Source organism: Aromatoleum diolicum, assembly GCF_012910955.1.
GTDB classification, from domain to species: domain Bacteria; phylum Pseudomonadota; class Gammaproteobacteria; order Burkholderiales; family Rhodocyclaceae; genus Aromatoleum; species Aromatoleum diolicum.
Genome location: NZ_WTVQ01000015.1, coordinates 1 through 21775 on the forward strand (window position 1 = coordinate 1; position 21775 = coordinate 21775).

The 21775-nt window shown below is 64.0% G+C and carries 22 protein-coding genes; 4 read left to right on the forward strand and 18 right to left on the reverse strand.

Translation table 11 applies throughout. The features are described 5' to 3' along the window. From GPA25_RS10475 to GPA25_RS10490, 4 genes are all read right to left on the reverse strand, one after another. The coding region (locus GPA25_RS10475; protein ID WP_425486382.1) for an NAD(P)-binding protein at positions 1-200 on the reverse strand (200 nt) is incomplete at its 3' end. A 181-nt stretch (positions 201-381) separates the two neighbouring features. After that, positions 382-1584, reverse strand: a complete 1203-nt coding sequence (locus GPA25_RS10480; protein ID WP_169260330.1) for a 3-oxoadipyl-CoA thiolase — start codon at positions 1582-1584, stop codon at positions 382-384. Positions 1585-1610: 26 nt separating this feature from the next. Further along, positions 1611-3131: a 3-hydroxyacyl-CoA dehydrogenase gene (locus tag GPA25_RS10485; RefSeq protein ID WP_169260331.1), complete on the reverse strand. Its 1521-nt coding sequence runs from the start codon at positions 3129-3131 to the stop codon at positions 1611-1613. 3 nt (positions 3132-3134) lie between these two features. Next, on the reverse strand, positions 3135-3905 hold the full coding sequence (locus GPA25_RS10490) for an enoyl-CoA hydratase (RefSeq protein ID WP_169260332.1): 771 nt from the start codon (positions 3903-3905) through the stop codon (positions 3135-3137). Between the two features lie 367 nt (positions 3906-4272). On the opposite strand from GPA25_RS10490, the gene GPA25_RS10495 reads away from it, so the two are divergent. Further along, the gene (locus GPA25_RS10495; protein ID WP_343034893.1) at positions 4273-4887 is read left to right on the forward strand and encodes a phenylacetic acid degradation protein PaaY; all 615 of its coding nucleotides are present in this window, start codon (positions 4273-4275) and stop codon (positions 4885-4887) included. Between the two features lie 70 nt (positions 4888-4957). On the opposite strand, the gene GPA25_RS10500 is transcribed toward GPA25_RS10495, so the two are convergent. The 4 genes from GPA25_RS10500 to badH all read right to left on the reverse strand — a co-directional run bounded on the left by GPA25_RS10500 (position 4958) and on the right by badH (position 8535). Next, positions 4958-5659: a nitroreductase gene (locus GPA25_RS10500; RefSeq protein WP_246265599.1), complete on the reverse strand. Its 702-nt coding sequence runs from the start codon at positions 5657-5659 to the stop codon at positions 4958-4960. A gap of 16 nt (positions 5660-5675) precedes the next feature. Further along, positions 5676-6830: an acyl-CoA dehydrogenase family protein gene (locus tag GPA25_RS10505; protein WP_169260334.1), complete on the reverse strand. Its 1155-nt coding sequence runs from the start codon at positions 6828-6830 to the stop codon at positions 5676-5678. A gap of 109 nt (positions 6831-6939) precedes the next feature. Further along, positions 6940-7722 carry a 2-ketocyclohexanecarboxyl-CoA hydrolase gene (gene badI, locus GPA25_RS10510; RefSeq protein WP_169260335.1) on the reverse strand — a complete coding sequence of 261 codons (783 nt, stop codon included), beginning with the start codon at positions 7720-7722 and terminating at the stop codon, positions 6940-6942. Positions 7723-7767: 45 nt separating this feature from the next. Continuing rightward, on the reverse strand, positions 7768-8535 hold the full coding sequence (gene badH, locus GPA25_RS10515) for a 2-hydroxycyclohexanecarboxyl-CoA dehydrogenase (RefSeq protein ID WP_169260336.1): 768 nt from the start codon (positions 8533-8535) through the stop codon (positions 7768-7770). A 101-nt stretch (positions 8536-8636) separates the two neighbouring features. On the opposite strand from badH, the gene GPA25_RS10520 reads away from it, so the two are divergent. Next, positions 8637-9107, forward strand: coding sequence for a MarR family winged helix-turn-helix transcriptional regulator (locus GPA25_RS10520; protein ID WP_169260337.1), 471 nt, complete (start codon positions 8637-8639; stop codon positions 9105-9107). Here GPA25_RS10520 and aliB read toward each other — a convergent pair. Continuing rightward, positions 9104-10252, reverse strand: coding sequence for a cyclohexanecarboxyl-CoA dehydrogenase (gene aliB / locus GPA25_RS10525; RefSeq protein WP_169260338.1), 1149 nt, complete (start codon positions 10250-10252; stop codon positions 9104-9106). The two genes, GPA25_RS10520 and aliB, sit on opposite strands and share 4 nt — an antisense overlap. Before the next feature lie 406 nt (positions 10253-10658). Between aliB and aliA the strand changes: the two genes are divergently transcribed. Together aliA and GPA25_RS10535 are read left to right on the forward strand one after the other, a co-directional pair. Next, the gene (gene aliA, locus GPA25_RS10530; protein ID WP_169260339.1) at positions 10659-12287 is read left to right on the forward strand and encodes a cyclohexanecarboxylate-CoA ligase; all 1629 of its coding nucleotides are present in this window, start codon (positions 10659-10661) and stop codon (positions 12285-12287) included. Positions 12288-12307: 20 nt separating this feature from the next. Further along, positions 12308-13081, forward strand: coding sequence for an enoyl-CoA hydratase (locus GPA25_RS10535; RefSeq protein ID WP_169260340.1), 774 nt, complete (start codon positions 12308-12310; stop codon positions 13079-13081). Positions 13082-13319: 238 nt separating this feature from the next. Here the strand turns inward: GPA25_RS10535 and GPA25_RS10540 are convergent, their stop codons facing one another. From GPA25_RS10540 to GPA25_RS10580, 9 genes are all read right to left on the reverse strand, one after another. Beyond that, positions 13320-14201, reverse strand: coding sequence for a cache domain-containing protein (locus GPA25_RS10540; protein WP_246265600.1), 882 nt, complete (start codon positions 14199-14201; stop codon positions 13320-13322). Positions 14202-14295: 94 nt separating this feature from the next. Continuing rightward, positions 14296-15636 carry a TRAP transporter large permease gene (locus GPA25_RS10545; RefSeq protein ID WP_169260341.1) on the reverse strand — a complete coding sequence of 447 codons (1341 nt, stop codon included), beginning with the start codon at positions 15634-15636 and terminating at the stop codon, positions 14296-14298. Between the two features lie 26 nt (positions 15637-15662). Further along, on the reverse strand, positions 15663-16211 hold the full coding sequence (locus GPA25_RS10550) for a TRAP transporter small permease (RefSeq protein ID WP_169260342.1): 549 nt from the start codon (positions 16209-16211) through the stop codon (positions 15663-15665). A 242-nt stretch (positions 16212-16453) separates the two neighbouring features. Further along, positions 16454-17452 (reverse strand): TRAP transporter substrate-binding protein, encoded by a 999-nt coding sequence (locus GPA25_RS10555; RefSeq protein WP_169260343.1) that lies wholly within the window; start codon positions 17450-17452, stop codon positions 16454-16456. Between the two features lie 63 nt (positions 17453-17515). Continuing rightward, positions 17516-18952, reverse strand: a complete 1437-nt coding sequence (locus GPA25_RS10560; protein ID WP_169260344.1) for an NAD(P)/FAD-dependent oxidoreductase — start codon at positions 18950-18952, stop codon at positions 17516-17518. Positions 18953-18992: 40 nt separating this feature from the next. Then, entirely contained in the window at positions 18993-19412 is a 420-nt protein-coding gene (locus GPA25_RS10565) for a nuclear transport factor 2 family protein (protein ID WP_169260345.1), read from the reverse strand. 174 nt (positions 19413-19586) lie between these two features. Further along, entirely contained in the window at positions 19587-20420 is an 834-nt protein-coding gene (locus GPA25_RS10570) for a thiazole synthase (protein ID WP_169260346.1), read from the reverse strand. Between the two features lie 28 nt (positions 20421-20448). Next, positions 20449-20658, reverse strand: a complete 210-nt coding sequence (gene thiS / locus GPA25_RS10575) for a sulfur carrier protein ThiS (RefSeq protein ID WP_211163053.1) — start codon at positions 20656-20658, stop codon at positions 20449-20451. Positions 20659-20732: 74 nt separating this feature from the next. Then, entirely contained in the window at positions 20733-21740 is a 1008-nt protein-coding gene (locus GPA25_RS10580) for a YeiH family protein (RefSeq protein WP_211163059.1), read from the reverse strand. Between the last annotated feature and the right edge of the window lie 35 nt (positions 21741-21775).

Sequence of the window (21775 nt, forward strand, 5' to 3'; positions counted from 1 at the left end):
GGGATCAGCTCGGTGAGCGCCCGCGGATCCATCACCGCGCCGGACAGAATGTGCGCGCCGATCTCGGCGGCCTTCTCGATCAGGCACACCGCCAGTTCCGTGCCTTTCTCGTTGGCCAGTTGCTTCAGCCGGATCGCCGCCGCCAGCCCCGCCGGGCCGCCACCAACGATCAGGACATCGAATTCCATCGATTCGCGCATGAGTGACCGTCTCCACTGAATGCGGGCACCGCATCCGGCACCCCGCATTGTTGTTTCATTGTTTCAATTCAAAAAAAAGCCGGCTCGGAAGATCCACGATTTACCGAGCCGGGAGAAGCTCCGGCGACACTTGGAGGAGAGGGAGCATTGAAATCGCCGAAGATCGAGGACGGGACAGCAGTCAGGTTCGTTCAAGCACCAGCGCGATCCCCTGGCCGACGCCGATGCACAAGCTGACCACGGCATAGCGCCCCTGGCGACGCTGCAGTTCGCGCGCGACGCTGAGCGCAAGCCGTGCGCCGGAGGCACCGAGGGGGTGGCCGATGGCGATTGCGCCGCCGTTCGGGTTCACGCGCGGATCGTCGAAGGCGACGTTCAGCAGCTTCAGGCAGCCGAGCATCTGGGTGGCAAAGGCCTCGTTGATCTCGATGATGTCCATGTCGGCGAGCGTGAGCCCGGCACGCTCGAGCGCCTTCGGGATCGCATAGGCCGGACCGACCCCCATGATGCGCGGCTCGACGCCCGCGGCGGCCCCGGCAAGGATGCGCGCGATCGGCTTCGCCCCGGCGCGGTCGCCGACTGCGGCGTTGCCGACCAGAACGGCCGCGGCGCCGTCGTTGATGCCCGACGCGTTGCCGGCGGTGACGACGCCGCCTTCGAACAGCGGCTTGAGCTTCGCAAGCGACTCATAGGTGCTTTCCGCGCGCGGATGCTCGTCGTCGGCGACGACCAGCGGCGGGGTCTTGCGCCCGGTCGGCACGCTGATCGGCAGGATCTCGGCAGCATAGAAACCGGCAGCCTTGGCCCCCGCGTACTTCGCCTGCGATGCGGCGGCGAAGCGGTCAGCCTGTTCGCGGCTGATGCCGAACTCGGCGGCGACGTTGTCGCCGGTCTCGGGCATCGAATGCGCGCCGTACTGCTCGGTCATTTTCCGGTTCGGGAAACGGGCGCCGATGGTCGAGTCGTACACCTTGAAGTCGCGGCTGTAGGCGGACTCGGCCTTTGCGACGACGAACGGGGCACGGCTCATGCTCTCCACGCCACCGGCGATATACAGTTCGCCTTCGCCGCAGCTGATCGCGCGCGCGGTGTCGAGCACGGCGGCGAGGCCGCTGCCGCACAGGCGATTGACTGTCTGGCCGGGCACGCTCGGCGGCAAGCCCGCGACCAGCAGTGCATTGCGCGCCACGTTGCGGCTGTCTTCGCCGGACTGCGCGGTGCAACCGAGGATCACGTCCTCGATCTGCTCGGGGCGGAAAGGCGATCGGGCAACGAGTTCCCGCATCACCGTCGCGACGAGGTCGTCGGGGCGCACGGCGGCGAGGCTTCCCGCGTGACGGCCGAAAGGCGTGCGCAGGCCATCGTAGATATAGGCGTCGAGCATGGCAGTTCCTGTGTGATCGGGTCGTTTCAGTTTTCGGGGGTCAGCAGGGACACGCCCAGTGCGGCGCGCCGCTTCAGCCACGGGCTCGGGCGGTAGCGCGGATCGCGATAGAACGCGTACAAGGCATCGAGGATCGCGAGCACTCTGGCAGCGCCGAGTGCGTCCCCCATGGCCAGCGGTCCCTTCGGGTAGCCGAGGCCGAGGGTCACCGCGCGGTCGATGTCGGCCGGCGTGGCGATGCCCTGCTGGGCGATGTCGCAGCCGATATTGACGATCGTCGCGAGCACACGTTGCGCAACGAAGCCGGGGCTGTCGTTGATCACCGTGACCGGCGTGCCGTCGGATGCGAGCAGGCCCCAGGCCGCGTCGCGCATCTCGGCGCGGGTCAGCGGCGTGCGCATCAGCGTGCGCCGGCCGTCGAGCGTGAGCGAGTCGAGCGCCAGCGTGCGTGCCGGATCGAGTCCTTCCGCGAGCGCGGCAGTCGTCGCATCCTCACCGAACGGCAGCACCAGGCACAGCGACTCGCTGCCCGGTTGTTCGCCGCGGTCCAGCGTTGCACCGAGCTTTTCGATCAGGGCCGCGACAGATTCGGCGGCCGCGGCATGGCGCCGGCTGATCCACACGGGGCGCGTCGTTTTCGCGGGCGGCGTGTCTTCGGCGAGCGCTTCGGCCTTGCCGTCGCGGTACACGTAGAAGCCGCGCCCGCTCTTGCGTCCGAGCAGACCCGCGGCAAGCCGCTGACGCGTGATCGGCGACGGGCGGAAGCGCGGTTCCTGGTAGTACTGGTCGTAGATCGACTCCATCACCGGATGCGAGACATCCAGCCCGGTCAGGTCGAGCAGTTCGAACGGGCCCATGCGGAAGCCGGCCGCCCGGCGCAGGATGCGGTCGATGTCCGCAAATCCGGCGATGCCCTCGCCCAGGATGCGCAGCGCCTCGGTGCCGTAGCCGCGTCCGGCGTGATTGACGATGAAGCCCGGGGTGTCCTTTGCCCGCACGGGCGTATGGCCCATGCGCTGGGCCAGTGCGGTCAGCGCGGTGCCGACCCATGCTTCGCCCAGCACGCCGTCGATGACCTCGACGATCTTCATCAAGGGCACGGGGCTGAAGAAGTGGAAACCGCCGACACGGCCGGGCAGGCGGCAGCCTGCGGCGATCGACGTGACCGACAGCGACGAGGTGTTCGTGGCGAGCACGCAGGCGTCGCCGACGACGTCCTCCAGATCACGGAACAGCGAGCGCTTCGCGTCGAGGTTCTCGACGATCGCCTCGACGACGATATGGCAACCGGCCAGCGCCTGCAGCGATTCGGCGACACCGATCCGCCCGATGGCCGCATCGGCCTCGGCCTGCGAGATCTTGCCTTTGGCGGCGAGCGTTTCGAGAACCTGGCCGATCGCCGCGCGGGCCTCGCCGGCGGCGTCCGGACGCGCGTCGTGCAACAGCACGCGAATGCCACCCTGGACAGCGATCTGCGCGATACCGCGCCCCATCAGGCCGGTGCCGACGACACCGAGTAGCAGATCCGTGCGTGTGATATCGAGCATGACTCAGAGTCCCTTGTATTCGGGTTTGCGCTTCTCGAGGAAGGCCTGCATGCCTTCCTTCTGATCCTGGCTCGCAAACAGCAGTTGAAAGGCCTTGCGTTCCAGCGTCAGGGCGGCGTCGAGCGACGCATCCTGGCCGGCGAGCACCACTTCCTTGATCTGCATGACGGCCAGCGGCGGCAGCGCGGCGATTTCGGCAGCCAGCTCGAGTGCGCGGGCCTGCACCTTGTCATCCGCCACGACCTCGCTGGCGAGTCCCATTTCGAGCGCCTCGCGGGCGCTGACCGGCTGCCCGGTCAGCACCATTTTCATGGCCTTGAACTTGCCGACGGCGCGCGTCAAGCGCTGAGTACCGCCGGCACCCGGCATGATGCCGATGCGCACCTCGGGCTGGCCGAAAGCGGCGCCCTCGCCGGCGATGATGAGGTCCGCGTGCATTGCCAATTCGCAGCCGCCACCGAGCGCGAGGCCATTGACCGCGGCGATGACCGGCTTCGGGCAGGACGCGATCGCCTGCCACAGGCGGTGGGTATTGCGCAGCATCATGTCGATCGCGCTGCGTTCGGCCAGATCCCGAATATCGGCCCCCGCAGCAAAAACCTGTTCGCCCCCCGTCAGCACGACGCACCGAATGTCGGGATTCGCACCGACTTCCTCGAAGCTCGCTGCCAGCAGCGCACGCACTTCCTGATTGAGTGCGTTACGCACGGCCGGTCGATTCAACCGAATCACCGCCACGTGCGCCAAAGCTTGTTCGATAACGACGCTCATCATCTGTGCCCTCGCCCCTGAAAACCTGACATGAAACCGTTGACTAGAAGGTAGCAAGAATTCGCATATGCGTCAATATATTGCCTTAATTAATCGACAAGCCACAGATCGCAAAAAAACCCTGAAACTGCAATCAAGCGCCTCGCACCCTCGGTAACTCAGTGCTTTTGCATGGCTGATGCCGCGCACAAACGCGCAGCGGACGGTGGTCTCGCATCGACTGAAGCAAACTTTACAGCGCGCAAGTACGTCAATATCATTACACATCAGCACAGGATGCTGAGCACCCGAAAATCCCGGCCCGGACCTTCAGGCCAGCCGATTGACGTACCCACATTTCGATGCACAGCAGTGCACCATGGAGACTGTAGTGAAACCACCCCGCGTCTACGCCATCGACGGCATCGTTCCTGTCGTCGCCCCCAGCGCCTACGTGCACCCGTCCGCCGTACTGATCGGCGATGTCATCGTCGGCCCCGGATGCTATGTCGGCCCGTGCGCCAGCTTACGTGGCGACTTTGGCCGCCTCGTCCTCGAGGCCGGGGTAAACGTGCAGGACACCTGCGTGGTCCACACCTTTCCCGATCACGACACGATCATCGAGGAAAACGGTCACATTGGTCATGGCGCAGTGCTGCACTGCTGTCGCATCGGTCGCCAGGCCCTCATCGGCATGAATGCGGTCGTGATGGACAATGCGGTGATCGGCGAAGGCTCGTTCGTCGCCGCGTGCAGCTTCGTCAAGGCGGGCATGATCGTGCCGCCGCGCTCGCTCGTGGCGGGCACGCCAGCCCGGCTGATACGCGACCTGAGCGATGGGGAACTGGAGTGGAAGGCCGCCGGGACCGGCATTTACCAGCAGCTGGCCCGACGCTGCCTCGCAACGATGGTCGAGACCGACGCCCTCAGCGCCGTAGAGGACGGCCGCAGGCGGATCGAGGCGATTGACATCAAGCCCCTGGCAGAGGTCAAAGCCAGGTCGTAGCCCGGATTCCATCTGCACATGACCGCAGCCCTGCCACGCACGCACTCGGGCGCGCAGGCAGGGCGGGTTTTCACTCGTGGCGAACGACGAATTCCGACGTCGCGGCACGCACACTGATCAGGCTATTTTCCGCAGCTTCGGTGTCTGCGTGACCCAATGCCATTCCGCACACGACCTTCTCGTGCGGCATCAAACCAAGCACCTCGCCAATGATGCGGTGATAGTCGATCCACGCCGCCTGGCAGCAGGTAGCCAGTCCACGCGATTCGGCGGCAAGCATCACGTTCTGCAGGAACATCCCGTAATCGAGCCAGCTTCCCTGGGCGAGCCGTCGATCGACGGTGAATATCAACCCGACCGGCGCACCGAAAAATTCGAAATTTTTCCTGTGCTGCGCCTTCATCCGCGGCGCATCGCCCTTGGCGATGCCGAGCAGGCCATACAGATCCCACCCGACTTGCCGCCGCCTTCCCAGATAGGGCTCGAAGAATTCGCGCGGGTAATAATCGTACTCCGACGTGTGCGTGCCATCGCCGGCATCGAAGGCCGAGCAGACCGCGTCCACGAGGCGGCACAGCGCCGCCCCTTTGACCACATGCACACGCCAGGGTTGAAGATTGGTGCCGGACGGGGCTCGCGCCGCGACCTGCAGGATGTCGTCGATGGCGTCGTCGCCCACCTGCTCATCCCGAAACGCACGCACAGAGCGGCGCCTCGTGATGACATGATCGACCTCGGACGCCATCTCCGACATGTTGTTCCGGCAGTTCATGTAGTGCGCGCCTCACTCACCCGTTGTGGGCACGGATCATGTTGCGGGCGATGACCAGTTGCTGAATCTGGGTCGTGCCTTCGAACAGGCGGAACAGGCGCACGTCGCGGTAGAAGCGCTCGATGCCGTATTCCGACAGATAGCCCGCGCCGCCGAAGATCTGCACCGCACGGTCGGCGACACGTCCGCACATCTCGGAGGCGAACATCTTCGCGCACGAGGCCTCGGTACCCACGTCCAGCCCCTGATCGCGGCGACGCGCGGCGTCGATCACCATGCAGCGCGCGGCGTAGATCTCAGCCTTGCTGTCGGCGAGCATGGCCTGGATGAGCTGGAACTCGGCGATCGGCTTGCCGAACTGCTTGCGTTCGCAGGCGTAGCGCAGCGCGTCTTCGAGCATGCGCTCGGCCACCCCGACCGAAATCGCGGCGATGGCGATGCGGCCTTTGTCGAGCACTTTCATTGCGGTCTTGAAGCCGATGCCCTCGCGTCCGCCGATCAGGTTGGCCGCCGGCACACGGCAATCCTCGAAGATCACGTCGCAAGTGTGCGAACCCTTGTGCCCCATCTTTTCGTCCGGATGTCCGAGCGAAAGGCCGGGCGCACCGCGCTCGACGATGAAGGCGGAAATGCCGTCGGCGCCCTTCCTGGCCGGATCGGTGCGCGCCATCACGGTGAAGATGCCGGCTTCGGGCGCGTTGGTGATGTAGCGCTTGGTGCCGTTGAGGATGTAGAAGTCGCCGTCACGCACGGCGGTGGTGCGCAGGCTGGCGGCGTCCGACCCGCTGTCGGGTTCGGTCAGCGCGAACGAACCGATGAGCTCGCCCGTCACCAGCCTCGGCAGGTAATGCGCCTTCTGCTCGGGCGTGCCATCGATGACGATGCCCTGGCCGCCGATGCCGTTGTTGGTGGCAAAGAGCGAACGGAAGCACGGTGAGGTGTGGCCGATCTCGAAGGTGGCGAGCACCTCCTCCTCCATCGTCAGCGCCATGCCGCCATGTTCCTCGGGGATGGACAGGCCGAACAGGCCCAGCTCCTTCATCTCGGTGACGAGGTCGTCGGGAATCCGGTCGGTCTCGGCGACGACCGCCTCGGCCGGCACCAGGCGTTCGCGCACGAAGCGCGAAATCGTGTCCAGCAAGATATTCAGTGTTTCCTGGTCGCGGATCATTCTTGTCTGTCTCCGTGGCGTTGGCTTTGGGGGTGGGGGTGGGCGCAGCGGCAGGTCGCGACGCGGCACGAGGGATGGGAGGAGAGGTCTCGTGCCGCGCCGTACCGTCTTACTTCACGTGCTTGCGGAACTCGGGCTTGCGCTTCTCGCGGAAGGCGTTGCCACCTTCGGCGGACTCGGGGCTTTCGTAGTAGAGCTTCAGCGCGTGCATCGCCAGGCCGCCCATGCCGCGGATCATCTCGGTATCGACGTTGAACGACTTCTTCGCCAGCGCGATCGCGGTCGGGCTCTTCTCGACGATCTCGTCGCACCACTTCTTCACTTCGGCGTCGAGCTGATCCTGCGGCACGACGGCGTTGACGAGGCCCATCGCCAGCGCTTCCTGCGCGGTGTAGCGACGGCACAGATACCAGATCTCGCGTGCCTTCTTTTCGCCGACGACGCGCGCCAGCAGTGCCGTACCGAAGCCCGGATCGACCGAGCCGACGCGCGGACCGGCCTGGCCGAGTTGCGCGTTGTCCGACGCGATCGCCAGATCGCAGATCGTCACGAGCACGTTGCCGCCGCCGATCGCGAAACCGTTAACACGCGCAATAACCGGCTTGGAGATGTCGCGGATCGCGCTCTGCACTTCCTCGATCGGCAGACCGATGATGCCGCGGCCGCCGTAACCGCCGTCCTGCGTGCCCTGGTCGCCGCCGGTGCAGAATGCCTTCTCGCCGGCGCCGGTCAGCACCACCACGCCGATGCTGCGATCGTGGTCCGCGTCCTTGAAGGCGTGGATCATTTCTTCGCAGGTCTGCGCGCGGAACGCGTTGTAGGCCTTCGGACGGTTGATCGTGATCGTCGCGATGCCCTCTGCCTTCGTGTAGAGGATGTCCTGGTATTCCATGGTGTTCTCCAATCCTGAATTCGATTTAGATGAGTAAGGCCGCGCTTAGCCGGCCATCGTCAGGCCGCCCGACACGCTGAGCACCTGGCCGGTGATGAAGGACGCGTCGTCGCTCGACAGAAACATGACCGCGCCCGGCAGGTCGTCGGGCTGGCCGAGGCGGCCGAAGGGCACTGCGCGCGTGAAGGCCGTGCGCAGCTTGTCACCCTTCTCGCCTTCGCCGCAGATGTCGTCGAGCAGCGGCGTATCGGTCGGGCCGGGGCACACGACGTTGACGCTGATCTGCTGGCGGGCGAGTTCACGCGCCATCGTCTTCGAGTAGGCGATCAGGCCGCCCTTGCAGAAGGCATACACCGCCTCGCCCGAGGAACCGACACGGCCGGCATCGGAAGCGATGTTGACGATGCGCCCCGCGCCGCGCGCGACCATGCCCTTGACGACGGCGTGGTGCATGTACAGCGCGCCGTACAGGTTGATCGCGACAATCTTGTCCCACAGCGGCTTCTCGGTGCTGAGGAAGCTGCCGACCTTGTCCCAGCCGGCGTTATTCACCAGCACGTCGGTCGGACCGAGGTCCTTCTCGGCGGCCGTCACGGCAGTGATCACCGAGTCCTGGCTCGTCAGATCGACCGCATAGGCCTGCGCCTTGCCGCCCTTCTCGCGGATCTCCGCGGCAACGGCCGAAGCCGCATCCTGGTTGATGTCGAACACCGCGACCGTCGCGCCTTCCGCGCCGAAGCGGCGGCAGATCGCCGAGCCGATGCCACCCGCTCCGCCGGTGACGATGACGACCTTTCCGTTGATTCCTCTCATTTTTACTTCCTCCTGTTGGATAACAAAATTTGCGGCCCATTGCTTTCGGGCCATGCTTTGCGATTCAATGGGGCCCCTTTTGAACCGGCCCCCTCCAATCGATGAAAGACCTTCCCGCCGACCAGGACGCCGCGTCGATCGAAATCGCCAACCGGCTTTTCTTCCGTTTCTTCCAGGCGGCCAACACGCTGCACACCAAAGGCACGCAGGCCCTCGACGAATTCGGCATCACGACGCAGCAGTGGTCCGTGCTCGGCGCGCTGTCGCGGGAACAGGCTTCGACGGGCATGGGCATCGGCGAACTGTCCCGCTTCCTGCTCGTCAGCCGGCAGAACCTCACCGGCCTGCTGACGCGACTCGAACGCGACGGTCTGATCGAACGCGCGACCAGCGAGGAAGACCGACGCTCGCGCATGGTGAAACTCAGCCCGAAGGGCCGCGAGCTGTGGGTTGCGCTCGCCGACCCGATCCACGCCTTCTACGACGGCGCGCTGAAGGGCTTCTCGTTCGATGACCGGCTGCAATTCATTCATTACGTCAGCCTCCTGCAACGGAACATGGCGCAGCTTTAGACCGCGTGGGCGGCGATCTTCTCGCGCCCGATGATCATCTTCATGATGTTCGCGGTACCGTCGCCGATCTGCAGACCCATGACATCGCGATAGCGCTGACCGAAGTCGTAATCGCTCGCATAGCCGCCGTGGCCGTGGGTCAGCAGGCACTGGTGGATGATTTCGCACGCCAGTTTCGGCGCCCACCACTTGCACATCGCCGCTTCCGCGGTATGCGGCAGCCCCTGATCCTTCAGCCACAGCGTACGCAGGCATAGCGCACGGCAGGCTTCGTACATCGTCTCGGCTTCGGCAAGCGGGAAGGTGACGCCCTGGAACTCGCCGATCTTCTTGCCGAACGCCTCGCGCTCCTGGATATAGCGCCAGGTCTCGTCGAGCGACGCGCGCACCACCCCCATGCACTGCATGCCGATCAGCGCCCGGCTGTAGTCGAAGCCCTGCATCACCTGGATGAAGCCCTGCCCTTCGTCGCCGAGCATCATCTCGGCGGGCACGCGCACGTCGTCGAAGAAGATCGAACCACGACCGACCGGGCGCGTGCCGATGTCGTCGAACGCGGTGCGCGAGATGCCGGGCAGATCCATCGGCACGAGGAAGGCGCTGATGCCGCGGGCACGCTCCGACTCCAGCCCGGTGCGGGCAAACACCACCGCAACATCCGCCTGCGTCGCCATCGAGATCGACGTCTTTTCGCCGTTCAGCACGAAATCCTTGCCGTCGCGCGTCGCCTTGAGCTTGAGGCGCGCGGCGTCCGAACCAGCACTCGGCTCGGTCAGCGCGATCGCGATCGTCTTCTCGCCCGCGATCACCGCCTGCAGCCACTCTCGGGCGATGTCCGGACGCGCATGGCCGGCGACGATCTGGCCGCACAACGACGTCAGCAGGTTCACGTACGAAACGTTGAAGTCGCCGTATGAAATCTGTTCCAGCAACAGGCCGCTGGTGAGGCAATCGACCCCCAGGCCGCCATGCTCCTCGGGCAGCTCCGGCCCGAGAAAGCCCAGCCCGCCCATCTCGAGAATCAGGTCCCGCTCAATACATTCAGCTTTTTCCCGCGCCCGGTAATTCGGAGCAAGACGGTTCTTTGCAAATTTTCCGGCAGTTTCGACCAACGCCATCTGCTCGGGGCTAAGACTGAAATCCATCGCGGTACCTCCTCCATTGCTGTGAATCGATTCTAGGAAGAACTAGCCATACGTGTCAATACATTGCTACATTTAAATTGCGACAAACTCGGCGCCAGAGCCGCTAACGTACTTTAACTATTTGTTTTATCGCATTTTTTTACACTATATCGTGCTGCACCGCACAACACGTCCAGCGAAAACACTCTCGCTTTCAGTCAATATCTTGACTTATAAAAATCTCCCGCTACGATTGCAGCAAACCCCCGCCAGCGAAAAATTAAGGCGCCGCCAAAGAGCGAGACATGTGCTTAGACAGCGCCCAAATGGGTTGTCATAGAACCGGGCAGTCGGCACTACCGCTCGAACGCCCCCAACGCCGCCTGCCCGGGCGCTGATCCACAGACCGAACCCGAAGGAGAACCGCATGAATTTCGATCCCGTACTGCTGACGTCCCGCATGCAGCCAATGAAAGCAGCCGGCCTGTGGCGCGACGAAACCATCAATGTCTTCCTGCAGCGCGCGCTGGAGCGCTGCCCGGACAAGACTGCCGTGGTGGCTTACAGCCAGAGCGCCACGGAACCCGTTCGACTGAGTTACCGTGAGCTCGACCGCCGAGTGGAGAGCGTTGCCCGGAACCTGGCATCGATGGGTGTCGGCCACGCCGACGTCGTGACCTTCCAGCTCCCGAATTCTTGGGAGTTCATCGCCATAGCGCTTGCCTGCGCACGCATCGGCGCGGTCGCCAACCCGGTGATGCCGATCTTCCGCCAGCACGAGCTGACCTTCATGCTCAACTTCGGCGAATCCAAGGTGTTCATCGTGCCCAAGGTGTTTCGCGGCTTCGACTACGAAGCCATGGCACGCGAGATCCTCCCCTCATTGCCCCACCTGAAGCGGGTGATCGTCGTCGGCGGCGAGGGGGAGGACAGTTTCGACAATGCCCTGATGCGCGAGGACGCCCCACCGCTGACCGGCCCCGGCATCGCCCCGGACGACGTCCTGCTGCTGATGTACACCTCCGGCACCACGGGCGAACCCAAAGCCGTGATGCACACCTCGAACACCCTGTTCTCGAATCTGCACGCCTACATCGCGGTGATGGAACTGAGCGACTCCGACATCATCCTCGGCGCATCGCCGATGGCGCACCTGACCGGTTACGGTTACCTGGCGATGATTCCGGTACTGCTGAACTCGACCACGGTCCTGCAGGATGTCTGGGACGCAAAGCGCGCGCTCCACATCGTCCGCACCGAAAGTGTCACGTTCAGCATGGCATCAACCGCGTTCGTCGCCGACATGTGCCTCGCCGTGGAAAACGGTGATAGCACGTCGACGACTTTCACCAAGTTCAATTGCGCCGGCGCGCCGATCCCCCCAGTCCTGATCGAGCGTGCGCACAAGCAGATGGGCCTGCGAATCAGCTCGGCATGGGGCATGACCGAGTGCGGCGCGGTCACCGTGACGGAACCCGCGCGGGCGCTCGAAAAATCGGGTGTATCCGATGGGCGCCCGCTGCCGGGCATCGAAATCAAGATCGTGGACATCAATGGCAACGAGCTTCCGTGCGGCGAAACCGGCACTTTGCTGATCCGCGGAGCGTCGCTGTTCGCGGGATACCTGAAGCGCCCGCAACTGAACGCCACCACCGACGACGGCTGGTTCGACACCGGCGACCTCGCCTTCGTGGATGCCGACGGCTATATGCGGATCAATGGTCGCAGCAAGGATCTGGTGATCCGCGGCGGCGAAAACATTCCGGTGATGGAAATCGAGAACCTGCTCTACAAACACCCCGCCGTCATGACCTGCGCAGTCGTCGGCTACCCGGACAAACGCCTGGGCGAGCGGGCATGCGCCTTCGTTGCGCTGAAGCCGGGGGCGACGCTGACGCTCGATGACGTGCGGACGTTCTTCGACGAGCAGCAGGTGGCCAAGCAATATTGCCCCGAGCGGCTCGAGATCGTCGATGCCCTGCCGGCCACCCCGAGCGGCAAGCTGCAGAAATTCAAGCTGCGAGAGATGGCCCGCCAATTCGGCGAATCCGCGTAAACAGATACCCCGAGCACGACATGAACGCCACGATCATTACTGAAACACTCGACCGGGTGGGGCTGATCCGCCTCAATCGTCCGGAAGTATTCAACGCGCTGAACGACGAACTGATGAACGCCCTCGGCGCCGCGCTCGATGCCTTCGAGGCCGACGAGCGCATCGGCTGCGTGGTCATCACCGGCTCGGACAAGGCTTTCGCCGCCGGGGCGGACATCGAGGCGATGAGGTCCTGGGACTTCATCGATGTCTACAAGTCGAACTTCATCACCCGCAACTGGGAAACCCTGAGGACCTTCCGCAAGCCGGTGATCGCCGCGGTATCAGGCCTCGCGATGGGCGGCGGCTGCGAACTGGCGATGATGTGCGACCTCGTCTTTGCCGCCGACACGGCGAAGTTCGCTCTGCCGGAAGTGAAGCTGGCGGTGATACCCGGCGCCGGCGGCACCCAGCGCATGCCGCGGGCGGTCGGCAAGGCCAAGGCGATGGACCTTTGCCTGACCGGCCGCTTCATGGACGCGGCCGAAGCGGAACGCAGCGGCCTGGTATCGCGCATCTATCCGGCGAACACGGTCCTCGCGGAAGCGCTGTCGGTCGCCGCCGATATTGCGGCGCGCTCCCTGCCGATCCTGATGATGATGAAGGAGTCGGTCAACCGGGCCTTCGAGAGTCCGCTCAGCGAGGGACTCCTGTTCGAGCGACGCACCCTGCACGCCACCTTCGGCCTTGCCGACCAGAAGGAAGGCATGGCGGCGTTCGTCGAAAAGCGCAAGCCGGTGTTCAGTCACTGCTGAACTGCCCGCCCTGCTCAAGGGCCACCTTGCCGGTGCCGCCGTAACGCCCCGATCATCCGGCCCGCACGTGCGCTGCCGTGGTCGACGGGCGTGCGGGGATCACCGATCGCCGAAAGCTGAAACGTCGAATCGTCACGACCGTCTCACCGATCAGTGATTCCGGGCGCCTGTCACCGGCATCGTCACCCTGCCCGGTTCATGAGCTTCAGGAGGTAACCGGCGTCGGAACGCGCGGTCCTCAGCGCTGGAAATAACCTACGCCGACCAGTTTTCCGTCGACGGCGCGGAAATAGCTGTGCTTCTTCTCGACCCTGCCGGTGGTCGGGTTTTGCCAGCTGTAGTCGAGCTCGCCATCACCCTTCTTCGCCACGAGCTTGACCATCTCGGTGACGATCGGCTTGCCGTTCGGGTCGCGCACTTCGAAGCCATTGCTGCCGACGAGGGTCGGTGTCGCACCGTGCGCAAGGAAGCGGCCATCGGCCATGTCGATGACGAATACATACAAATCGTCATGCACGAAGGGGCCGTCGAGCCGCTGGAACTGGGCCAGGGCGCTCTTCGCGTCGGCCGTCATGGCCTTCGCCGCATCCTTGAGCATGGCCCGGGCCTGGACCGGGGTGGCTCGCGGCGGGTAGAAGCCGACTGCGACGACGACCTCGCCGACCTTGCGGAACATGGTGACTTTGGGCTCGCCACGGCTGTCGGCGGGATTGAACCAGCGGTATTCGACCTGACCGCTGCCTTTGGCTTTCGCGAGTTCGATCATTTCACGAAAAAAGGCCTTGCCGGCGACGTCGGTGTAGTCGAGTACGTTGTCGCCGATCAGCGCGGCCGACGAACCGCCGCTCGCCAGAAACCGGCCGTCCAGGCGCACGGCGTAGGCGTAGAGATCGCGGTCGACGAAATCCGCCTGGCGGCTGAAATCGGCGGTGCCCTTTTCGCCGTTCTGCTCGACATGCCTGACTGCGCGATCGAGCAAGGCAGTGGCGCGCTTGCCGAGTTCGCTGTCGAACAGGCGGATAGATTCGGCGTCGGCGGCCTGCGCGGGGGTGGTGAGGAAGCCCGTGCCGAAGGCAAGGCCGAGCGTGAGCGCGAGTACGCGGATCGGAGCAGACATCATCGAACCTCCCGGTTTTCCGGTTTCAGTTGAATTCTTGACCGGCGGGGCAGGCGCGCGTGCTGCGATCCTGCCCCGCCGGACGGCATGGGATGGCTCAGTAGCCAAGCATCTGCGGCAGCCACAGCGTGAGCTGCGGGAAGAATGCGATGACGAAGATCGCGACCGTCGAGGCGAGCACGAAGGGGTGGATGCGCGCCACGATTTCTTCCACTGTCGAACCGCCGATACCGGATGCGACGAACAGGTTCTCGCCCAGCGGCGGAGTCTGGAAGCCGACCGAAAGCGCGCAGATCACGACGATGCCAACGTGGGTGGGGTCCGCCCCCATCATGTACATCACCGGTAGCAGCACCGGCACCAGGATCATGATCGCCGCGAGCGTTTCCATGAACATGCCGACGAAGAGCAGGAAGGCGATGATCAGCGTCCAGATCATGTAAACGTTGTCGGTGAGGCTCAGGAGAGACTCGGCGATCGTCGCGGGAATACGCTGCTCGACGAGGAGGCGCCCGAAGACGACCGCCGCGAACAGGATCAGCAGCACTCGCCCGGTAATCCACGTCGTGGTCTTCAGCGAATTCAGAATCGCCGCGAACTTGAGCTCGCGGTGCAGGACGAGGCCGACGAAGAGCGTGTAGAAGATCGCGACGATTGCCGACTCGGTCGGGGTAAACAGCCCAGTGTAGATGCCGCCGAGGATGATCACCGGCGCGAGCACCGACCAGGTACCCTTGCGCAGCGCCTGCCCGATGTCGCCGTACGACCATTTCTCCGTCAGCCCGCGATAGCCGCGCTTGCTCGAGATCAGGTAGTTCGTGATCAGCAGGGCGATGGCCATGATGATGCCGGGGATGACGCCGGCGACGAACAGCTTGGGGATCGACAGCGAGGCGAACTCACCGTATTTTTCGATGGCGTCGGGCGGCGGCGCCATGCCGAGCGCCGAGATGCCGAAGATCACCATCGGGATCGACGGCGGGATGATGATGCCGAGCCCCCCCGAGGCGGCCGTCACCGCGGAGGCGTAGCTGCGTTCGTACTTGCGATTGACCATCGCGGGGATCATCAGCATGCCGACGGCGGCCGTGGTCGCCGGCCCCGAACCCGAGATGGCGCCGAAGAACAGGCAGGCAAGCACGGTCGCTGCACCCAGTCCGCCGGTGATCGGCCCGGCCAGGGTTTCGGCGATGTCGACCAGACGCTTGGAAATGCCTGCGGCCTCCATCAGCGCGCCGGCGAGGACGAAGGCCGGCAGGGCCATCAAGGGGAAACTGCCGACCGAAGTGAAGGCGATCTGCACGAAGGCGATGGGATTCTTCCCCAGCACCAGGAAGGCGACCATCGCCGCGCCGGCCAGCGAGACCGTGATCGGCGCGCCCAGCAGCAGCAATGCAAAGAAGCCGCCGAACAGGATTTCTACCACATATGCTTCCATTGTCTTTTCTCCGTGGAGGATCCGTCTCAGGCGTTCGCCGCGGCGGCGGCGCGTTTCAGATTCTCGATTTCCTCCGCTTCCGGATCGACGATCTCCACGCCCTTGAACAGCGACAGGTAGTTGTTCCACAGGATGCGGATCGACATCAACACAAAGGCGATCGGCAGGATCATGTAGAAGTACTTCATCGGCAAACCGATGGTCTGCGACTTCCAGAACAGGTTCATGCGGTTGAAGACGAAGTCGTAGCTCAGGAAGGCGAAATAGAGGTTGAAACCGACCCACAGCAGATCGGCAATCGCTTCACTGACTTTCTTGACGATCGGCGGGAAGAACTTGAAGTGGAAAGCCACGCGGTTGTGCGCCGACATCTTGGCCGCGACGCAGGCGCCGAGGTAGGCAAACCAGACGAAGAGATAGGTTGCGAGTTCTTCACCCCAGGGCAGCGAGTACTGGAAGAACTGCCGCAGCAGGATCTGGACGAAGAGCAGCAGGACGAAGAACGCCAGCAGCGCCTCGCACAGATACTCTTCGATGTTGCTGATGAATTTGACGAAGTTGCGCCATACGACCATGACAGACTCCAGAAAATCCGGTGCGCTCGATTACGCGACGACGGCCCCTGCGGCGGGCCGGTAAGCCGGCCGGCACCCGTGAAGGTGTCGGATAGCGGCCCGGCAGGCAGGATTCGTCCGGAATCGTAGCGGAGTGTTTTGCACAAGATCGGCGGTCGTCGCGGCTCCGGCGTCGGCGTGCGGTGCGAACTGTGACTCACGTGCCGCACGCCTTGCAGTCGGAAGCGACTACTGCCCGCGGTTCAGCGGCCGAGCACCTTCTGCGCGCGATCGAGCTTTTCCTTGCCGCCGATGCTCTTGTAGTACTTCGGCCACACCGTGGTGGTCGCCTTCGCGATCCACGCCTTCTCGCCATCGGCCGGGTCGGTGATCTGCATGCCGCGTGCAGCAAGATCCTTCTTGATCTTCTCTTCCGTTTCGAGCAGGTACTTGAAGCTGTGCTCGGTGGCTTCCTGGCCGGCTTCGAGAATGGCCTTCTGCACGTCGGGCTTCTGCGACTTGAAGACCGACTCGCTGACCACCAGCGGCTCGAGCGAGAAGATGTAGCGGATGTTGGTGATGTACTTCTGCACCTCGTAGAACTTCATCGCCGACACGGTGATGTAGGGGTTGTCCTGCCCGTCGACGACGCGCTGCTGCAGGCCGGTGAAGGTTTCCGACCACGACATCGGGGTCGGGTTGATGCCCCATGCCTGATACGAGGAAATCATGATCTCGTTCTTCGGTACGCGGATCACCAAGCCCTTGAGATCTTCCAGCGTCTTCACCGGCCGCTTGGAATTGGTGAGCACGCGGAAGCCCGAATAGGCCCAGCCGACGATGCGTACGCCGGCATCGCGCACCGTGTTGTCGGTGAGTTCCTTGCCGACTTCACCCTGGGTCAGCTTCTTCGCTTCGTCGGCGCTCTGGATCAGGTAGGGCATCGTCAGCAGGCCGACCGTCGGCGAGAACGGCGTGATGTTGTTCACCGCCAGGATCGAGAAATCCAGCGTGCCCATCGCGGCGTTGTTGATCGTGTCTTCCTCGCTGCCAAGTTGCCCGTTGGGGAACAGGTCTACCTTGTGCTTGCCGCCGGTCTTCTGCTGGAACAGCTTGGCGAAAGTCGTGCCGAGTTCCCACTGCGTGCCGCCCGCGGCATCGCCAACGGCCATCTTGAAAGTCTCGGCCAGTGCGGCGGGGGCACTTACCAGCAGGCTGGCGGCGGTGACGAGCGGCATCAGTACGTTCTTGCTGAATTTCATTTCTGTCTCCTCGATCTCATTATGGTTTGGCAGTGCGTGTTGCTGGGGGTATCAAGGTGCGGCTTAGAGGACTTCATCCTTCATGTTGTACCAGCGGTACAACCACCATTGGCCGAAGCGGCGGAAGGGCGCGAAATACTCCGACTCGACCATCTCGCGCACGTTGGGGAAAGGCAGCTTCGAGCGGAAGATCGGCAGCTCGGGGGTGCGAATGCCGGCGATGTTCTCGGCCAGGCGGCGGCCGGCCTGCGCCGAATACATCACGCCGTTGCCACCGTAGCCGAGCGCGTAATAGATCGTCTGCTTCGGGTCCGGCTGAAAGATGCGCGGCATCATGTCGTGGCTGACATCGACCCAGCCCCACCACGAGTAGTCGATCTGGATGCCTTCGAGCGCCGGGAACTTGCGGTGCAGGTCGCGGATCAGGAACTGCTTGTACTTGTCCTGCGGCGCGTCGCTGCCGGTGATCGCGCTGCGACTGCCGATCTGCACGCGGCCGTCGGGCAGCAGGCGGTAGTAGTGGCGCAGGATGCGGGTGTCGGTGATGACCTGGGTCGTACGGAAGTTGCAGGCGTCGATCTCGGACTTCGTCAGCGGGCGAGTGACGATCGAGTTCGACAGGATCGGCAGCAGGCGATTTTTCAGTTCCGGATGCAGGCCGTTCGACGTGTAGCCACCGGTCGCGACACCGACCGCGCGGGCACGCACGATGCCGCCCGGCGTCTTGAGGTAATGCACGCCGTTGCGGGTTTCCCAGCCGATCACCGGGCTCGACGGATGGACTTTCGCGCCGAGCGCGCGCGCCTTCTTCAGGTAGCCGAAGGCGAGCTTGCCGGCATGGATGCCGATGCCTTCCGGCTCGTGCATCGCGCCCGCGGCTTCCTTGTCATCGACGTATTCGCGCTTCACCGTGTCGGCATCGAGGATGCGCGCGTCGTACTTGAAGACGTCGCGCAGGATCTTCGCTTCCTTCTCCAGCACCGGCATGACCTTGGGCCGGTGCGCGATGTAGAGATGGCCACCGGGCTGCGGCTCGCAGTCGATGTCCTTGATCAGATCCTTGAAGGTCTGCATGCCGTCGCAGATTTCCTCGTGCATGCGCAGGGCGGTATCGAGGCCGTAGCGCTGGATCCACTGCGAGCGCTTCAGGCGCCCCGACGCGCATTGGGCCTGGCCGCCGTTGCGGGTGCTGCAGCCCCAGCTGACGCGGTTGGCTTCGAGTACGGTCGCCTTGATGCCGTATTTCTCGGCGAGGAAAATCGCGGTCGTCAGGCCGGTGAAGCCGGAGCCGATGATCGCGACGTCGACGTCGATGTCGTGGGTGATCGGGCCATCGTCGGCGGGCGGTTCGCCGGCGGTACCGATCCAGTAGGTCGGCGCGTACTCGCGGCCTTGTCCGGGCGTCGTCGCGACCAGCGGGTCATAGGCCGGATCGTAAGCTTGCGATGGCGCGCTGGCCCGGCCGCTGGTGATGATCCGCTTTTCTGCAATGGCTTCCATGTCCCGACTCCTGTCTGTTATCGCGCGCGTGATTGCCGGCTCAGTTGCCAGCGCCGGCGACCGGCGGACGGTCCTTGCGATAGGCGTTCTTGACCGCGATCTTGCCGTCGCGGAAGGTGAATACATCGACCATCCGCGCTTCGATGCGGCTGCCGTCGGCCTTGGTGCCGCAGAACGTCGATTCCGACACGCCGCGATCGCCGCAGACGAAGTGTTCGCCGTTCAGCCACGCGGCATCGGGGAAGTTCTGCCACGCCAGCTGGAAACCAGCCCTTACGGCATCGCGGCCTGCGAAGCTCTTGCCCAGCAGGTCGGGACCGCCAACCGCATGGAAAACACAATCGTCGGCCATGAAGCTCATCAGGGCGTCGATGTCGTGACGGTTCCAAGCTTCGCTGAAAGCCTTCAACATCTCTGCGCTGGCTTCATTGCGGGTCTGGGTGGCTACCTGGCTGCTCATGAGAGTCTGTCTCCTTCGCTATCATTTTAGTTAATACGGTACGTGATGTACCGATATTTGAAACTTGATTAACATTAGAACTCAAGCGCGCTAGTGTCAACACAAAATTCCGAAAAACGATACGTTTTTTATTTTTTTTCGGAATATCTAATCATTTAACGCGTAAACGCCCCGTCAGACGATACGACCGGCCATCGGTGACGAGGGCGATGCGGCGAAGCGTCGCGGGATGCGGCCGGCGAGAAACGCTTCGCGCCCCGCCTCCACAGCCAGGCGCATGGCACGGGCCATGCGGATCGGTTCGCGGGCGCCGGCGATCGCGGTATTCATCAGCACGCCATCGCAGCCGAGCTCCATCGCGATCGCCGCATCCGAGGCGGTGCCCACGCCGGCATCGACAATCACCGGCACCCTCGCCTGCTCGATGATCAAGGACAGGTTCCAGGGGTTCAGGATGCCCATGCCCGAGCCGATCAGGCTCGCGAGCGGCATCACCGCGACGCAGCCGATGTCCTCGAGGATGCGCGCCTGGATCGGGTCGTCGCTGCAATAGACCATCACGTCGAAACCGTCCTTCACCAACGCCTCGGCCGCCTTCAGCGTCTCGGGCATGTTGGGGAACAGGGTCTTCTCGTCGCCGAGCACTTCGAGCTTGCACAAGGGGTGGCCATCGAGCAGTTCGCGGGCGAGTTGCAGGGTGTAGACCGCGTCCCTGGCGGTGTAGCAGCCGCCGGTGTTCGGCAGGATCGTGAATTGCGACGGCGGCACGGCGTCGAGCAGGCTCGGCTCACTGGCGTGCTGACCGATGTTCACGCGGCGGATCGTCACGGTGACGATTGCGGTGCCACTCGCGTCGACCGCCGCGCGGGTTTCGTCGAAATCGCGGTATTTGCCGGTGCCCACGAGCAGGCGCGACGCATAGGTCTTGCCGGCGATCGTGAGTCCGGCCGATGCCGCGCCCGCGGTGTCGGCATCCAGCCCATCCGTGGGCGTGTCGTTCAGGTTCATGGGGGCGCTCCTCCTCTCAATGCTTTTATTAGCCGCCGCCGATCGCCACGACGACCTCGACGCGATCGGCCGGATGCAAGACGCGCTCTTGCCAGCCTGGCGACGCGACGACCTCGCGGTTGATTGCGACCGCGACGCGTTTTCCGAGCAGGTCGAGGCTCGCGATCAGGTCATGCAGCGTCTTGCCCTGCCCTACCGCGTGCGAGGCGCCGTTCAGTTCGATCGTGATCGTCGCCATCTCAGGGCCTCGCGTGGAGGTCGGCGGCGAATTTCTCGGACGGGTTCATGGGCTCTCTGTTGTAGTTGGGGCGTTCAGGCCGCGATCAGCCGGCTCAGATAAACGACCAGCAGCATGTAGCCGGCGACGAACAGCGCCTCGCTGGACATCAGCACGATCGGCTTCCAGCCGAGTTCGGCGAGCTTCTCGAGCGAGGTCTTGACGCCGAGCGCGGAAATCGAGATCACCAGGCACCAGCGCGACAGCGTCGAACTCGCCTCGACGACGGCATGCGACAGCAGTCCCAGACTGTTGAGCGTCGCCAGCGCCGCGAAGGCGACCAGGAACAGCGGCAGGATCGGCGTCTTCGTGTTGCTGCCACCGTTTGCCTTCTTGCGCTCGCCGTGGAACACCAGCGCCAGCACGACGACCACCGGCATCAGCATCGCGACGCGGAACATCTTCGCCAGCGTCGCCGCGTCGCCGACTTCGGGCGAGATGATCAGCCCGGCGCCGACGACCTGCGCGACGTCATGGATCGAGCCGCCGAGAAAGAGCCCCGCTTCGCTGACCGACAGCCCCGCGCTCTTGACGACGAGCGGATACAGCACCATCGCCACGGTCGAGAAGATCGCGACGCCAATCGCCGTGAGCAGCGTGTAGCGCTCGTTCTCGCGCGTTGCCGGCAGCGTCGAGGAAATCGCCAGCGTCGCCGAGATGCCGCAGATCCCGGTGCCGCCGCCGGAGAGCAGGCCGAGCATCGACGGCAGTCCGAGAAGGCGCGCGAGCAGCAGGCCGAAGCCGATCGTCAGCACCACCGCACCGACAAGGGCGCCGACACCGATCAGGCCGAGATCACTGACGTCGCTCGCGACGATGCGCGCACCGAGCAACGCGACACCGAAACGCACGAGCTTCTTCGCCGAGGCTTCGATGCCGGGGATGCATTTTTCGGAGTCCGACAGAAAATGGAACGCGATGCCGATCAGCAGCGCGTAGAGAAATTGCGGTCCGCCGTAGTGCTCGGACACGAAAGTCGCCGCGACCGCGATCACGGTGCACAACATGAAGCCCGGCATCAGCACGCGCACCTCGCTGAACATCGCGGGTGGCGCAATAGTTGTTTGAGTGGTCATGG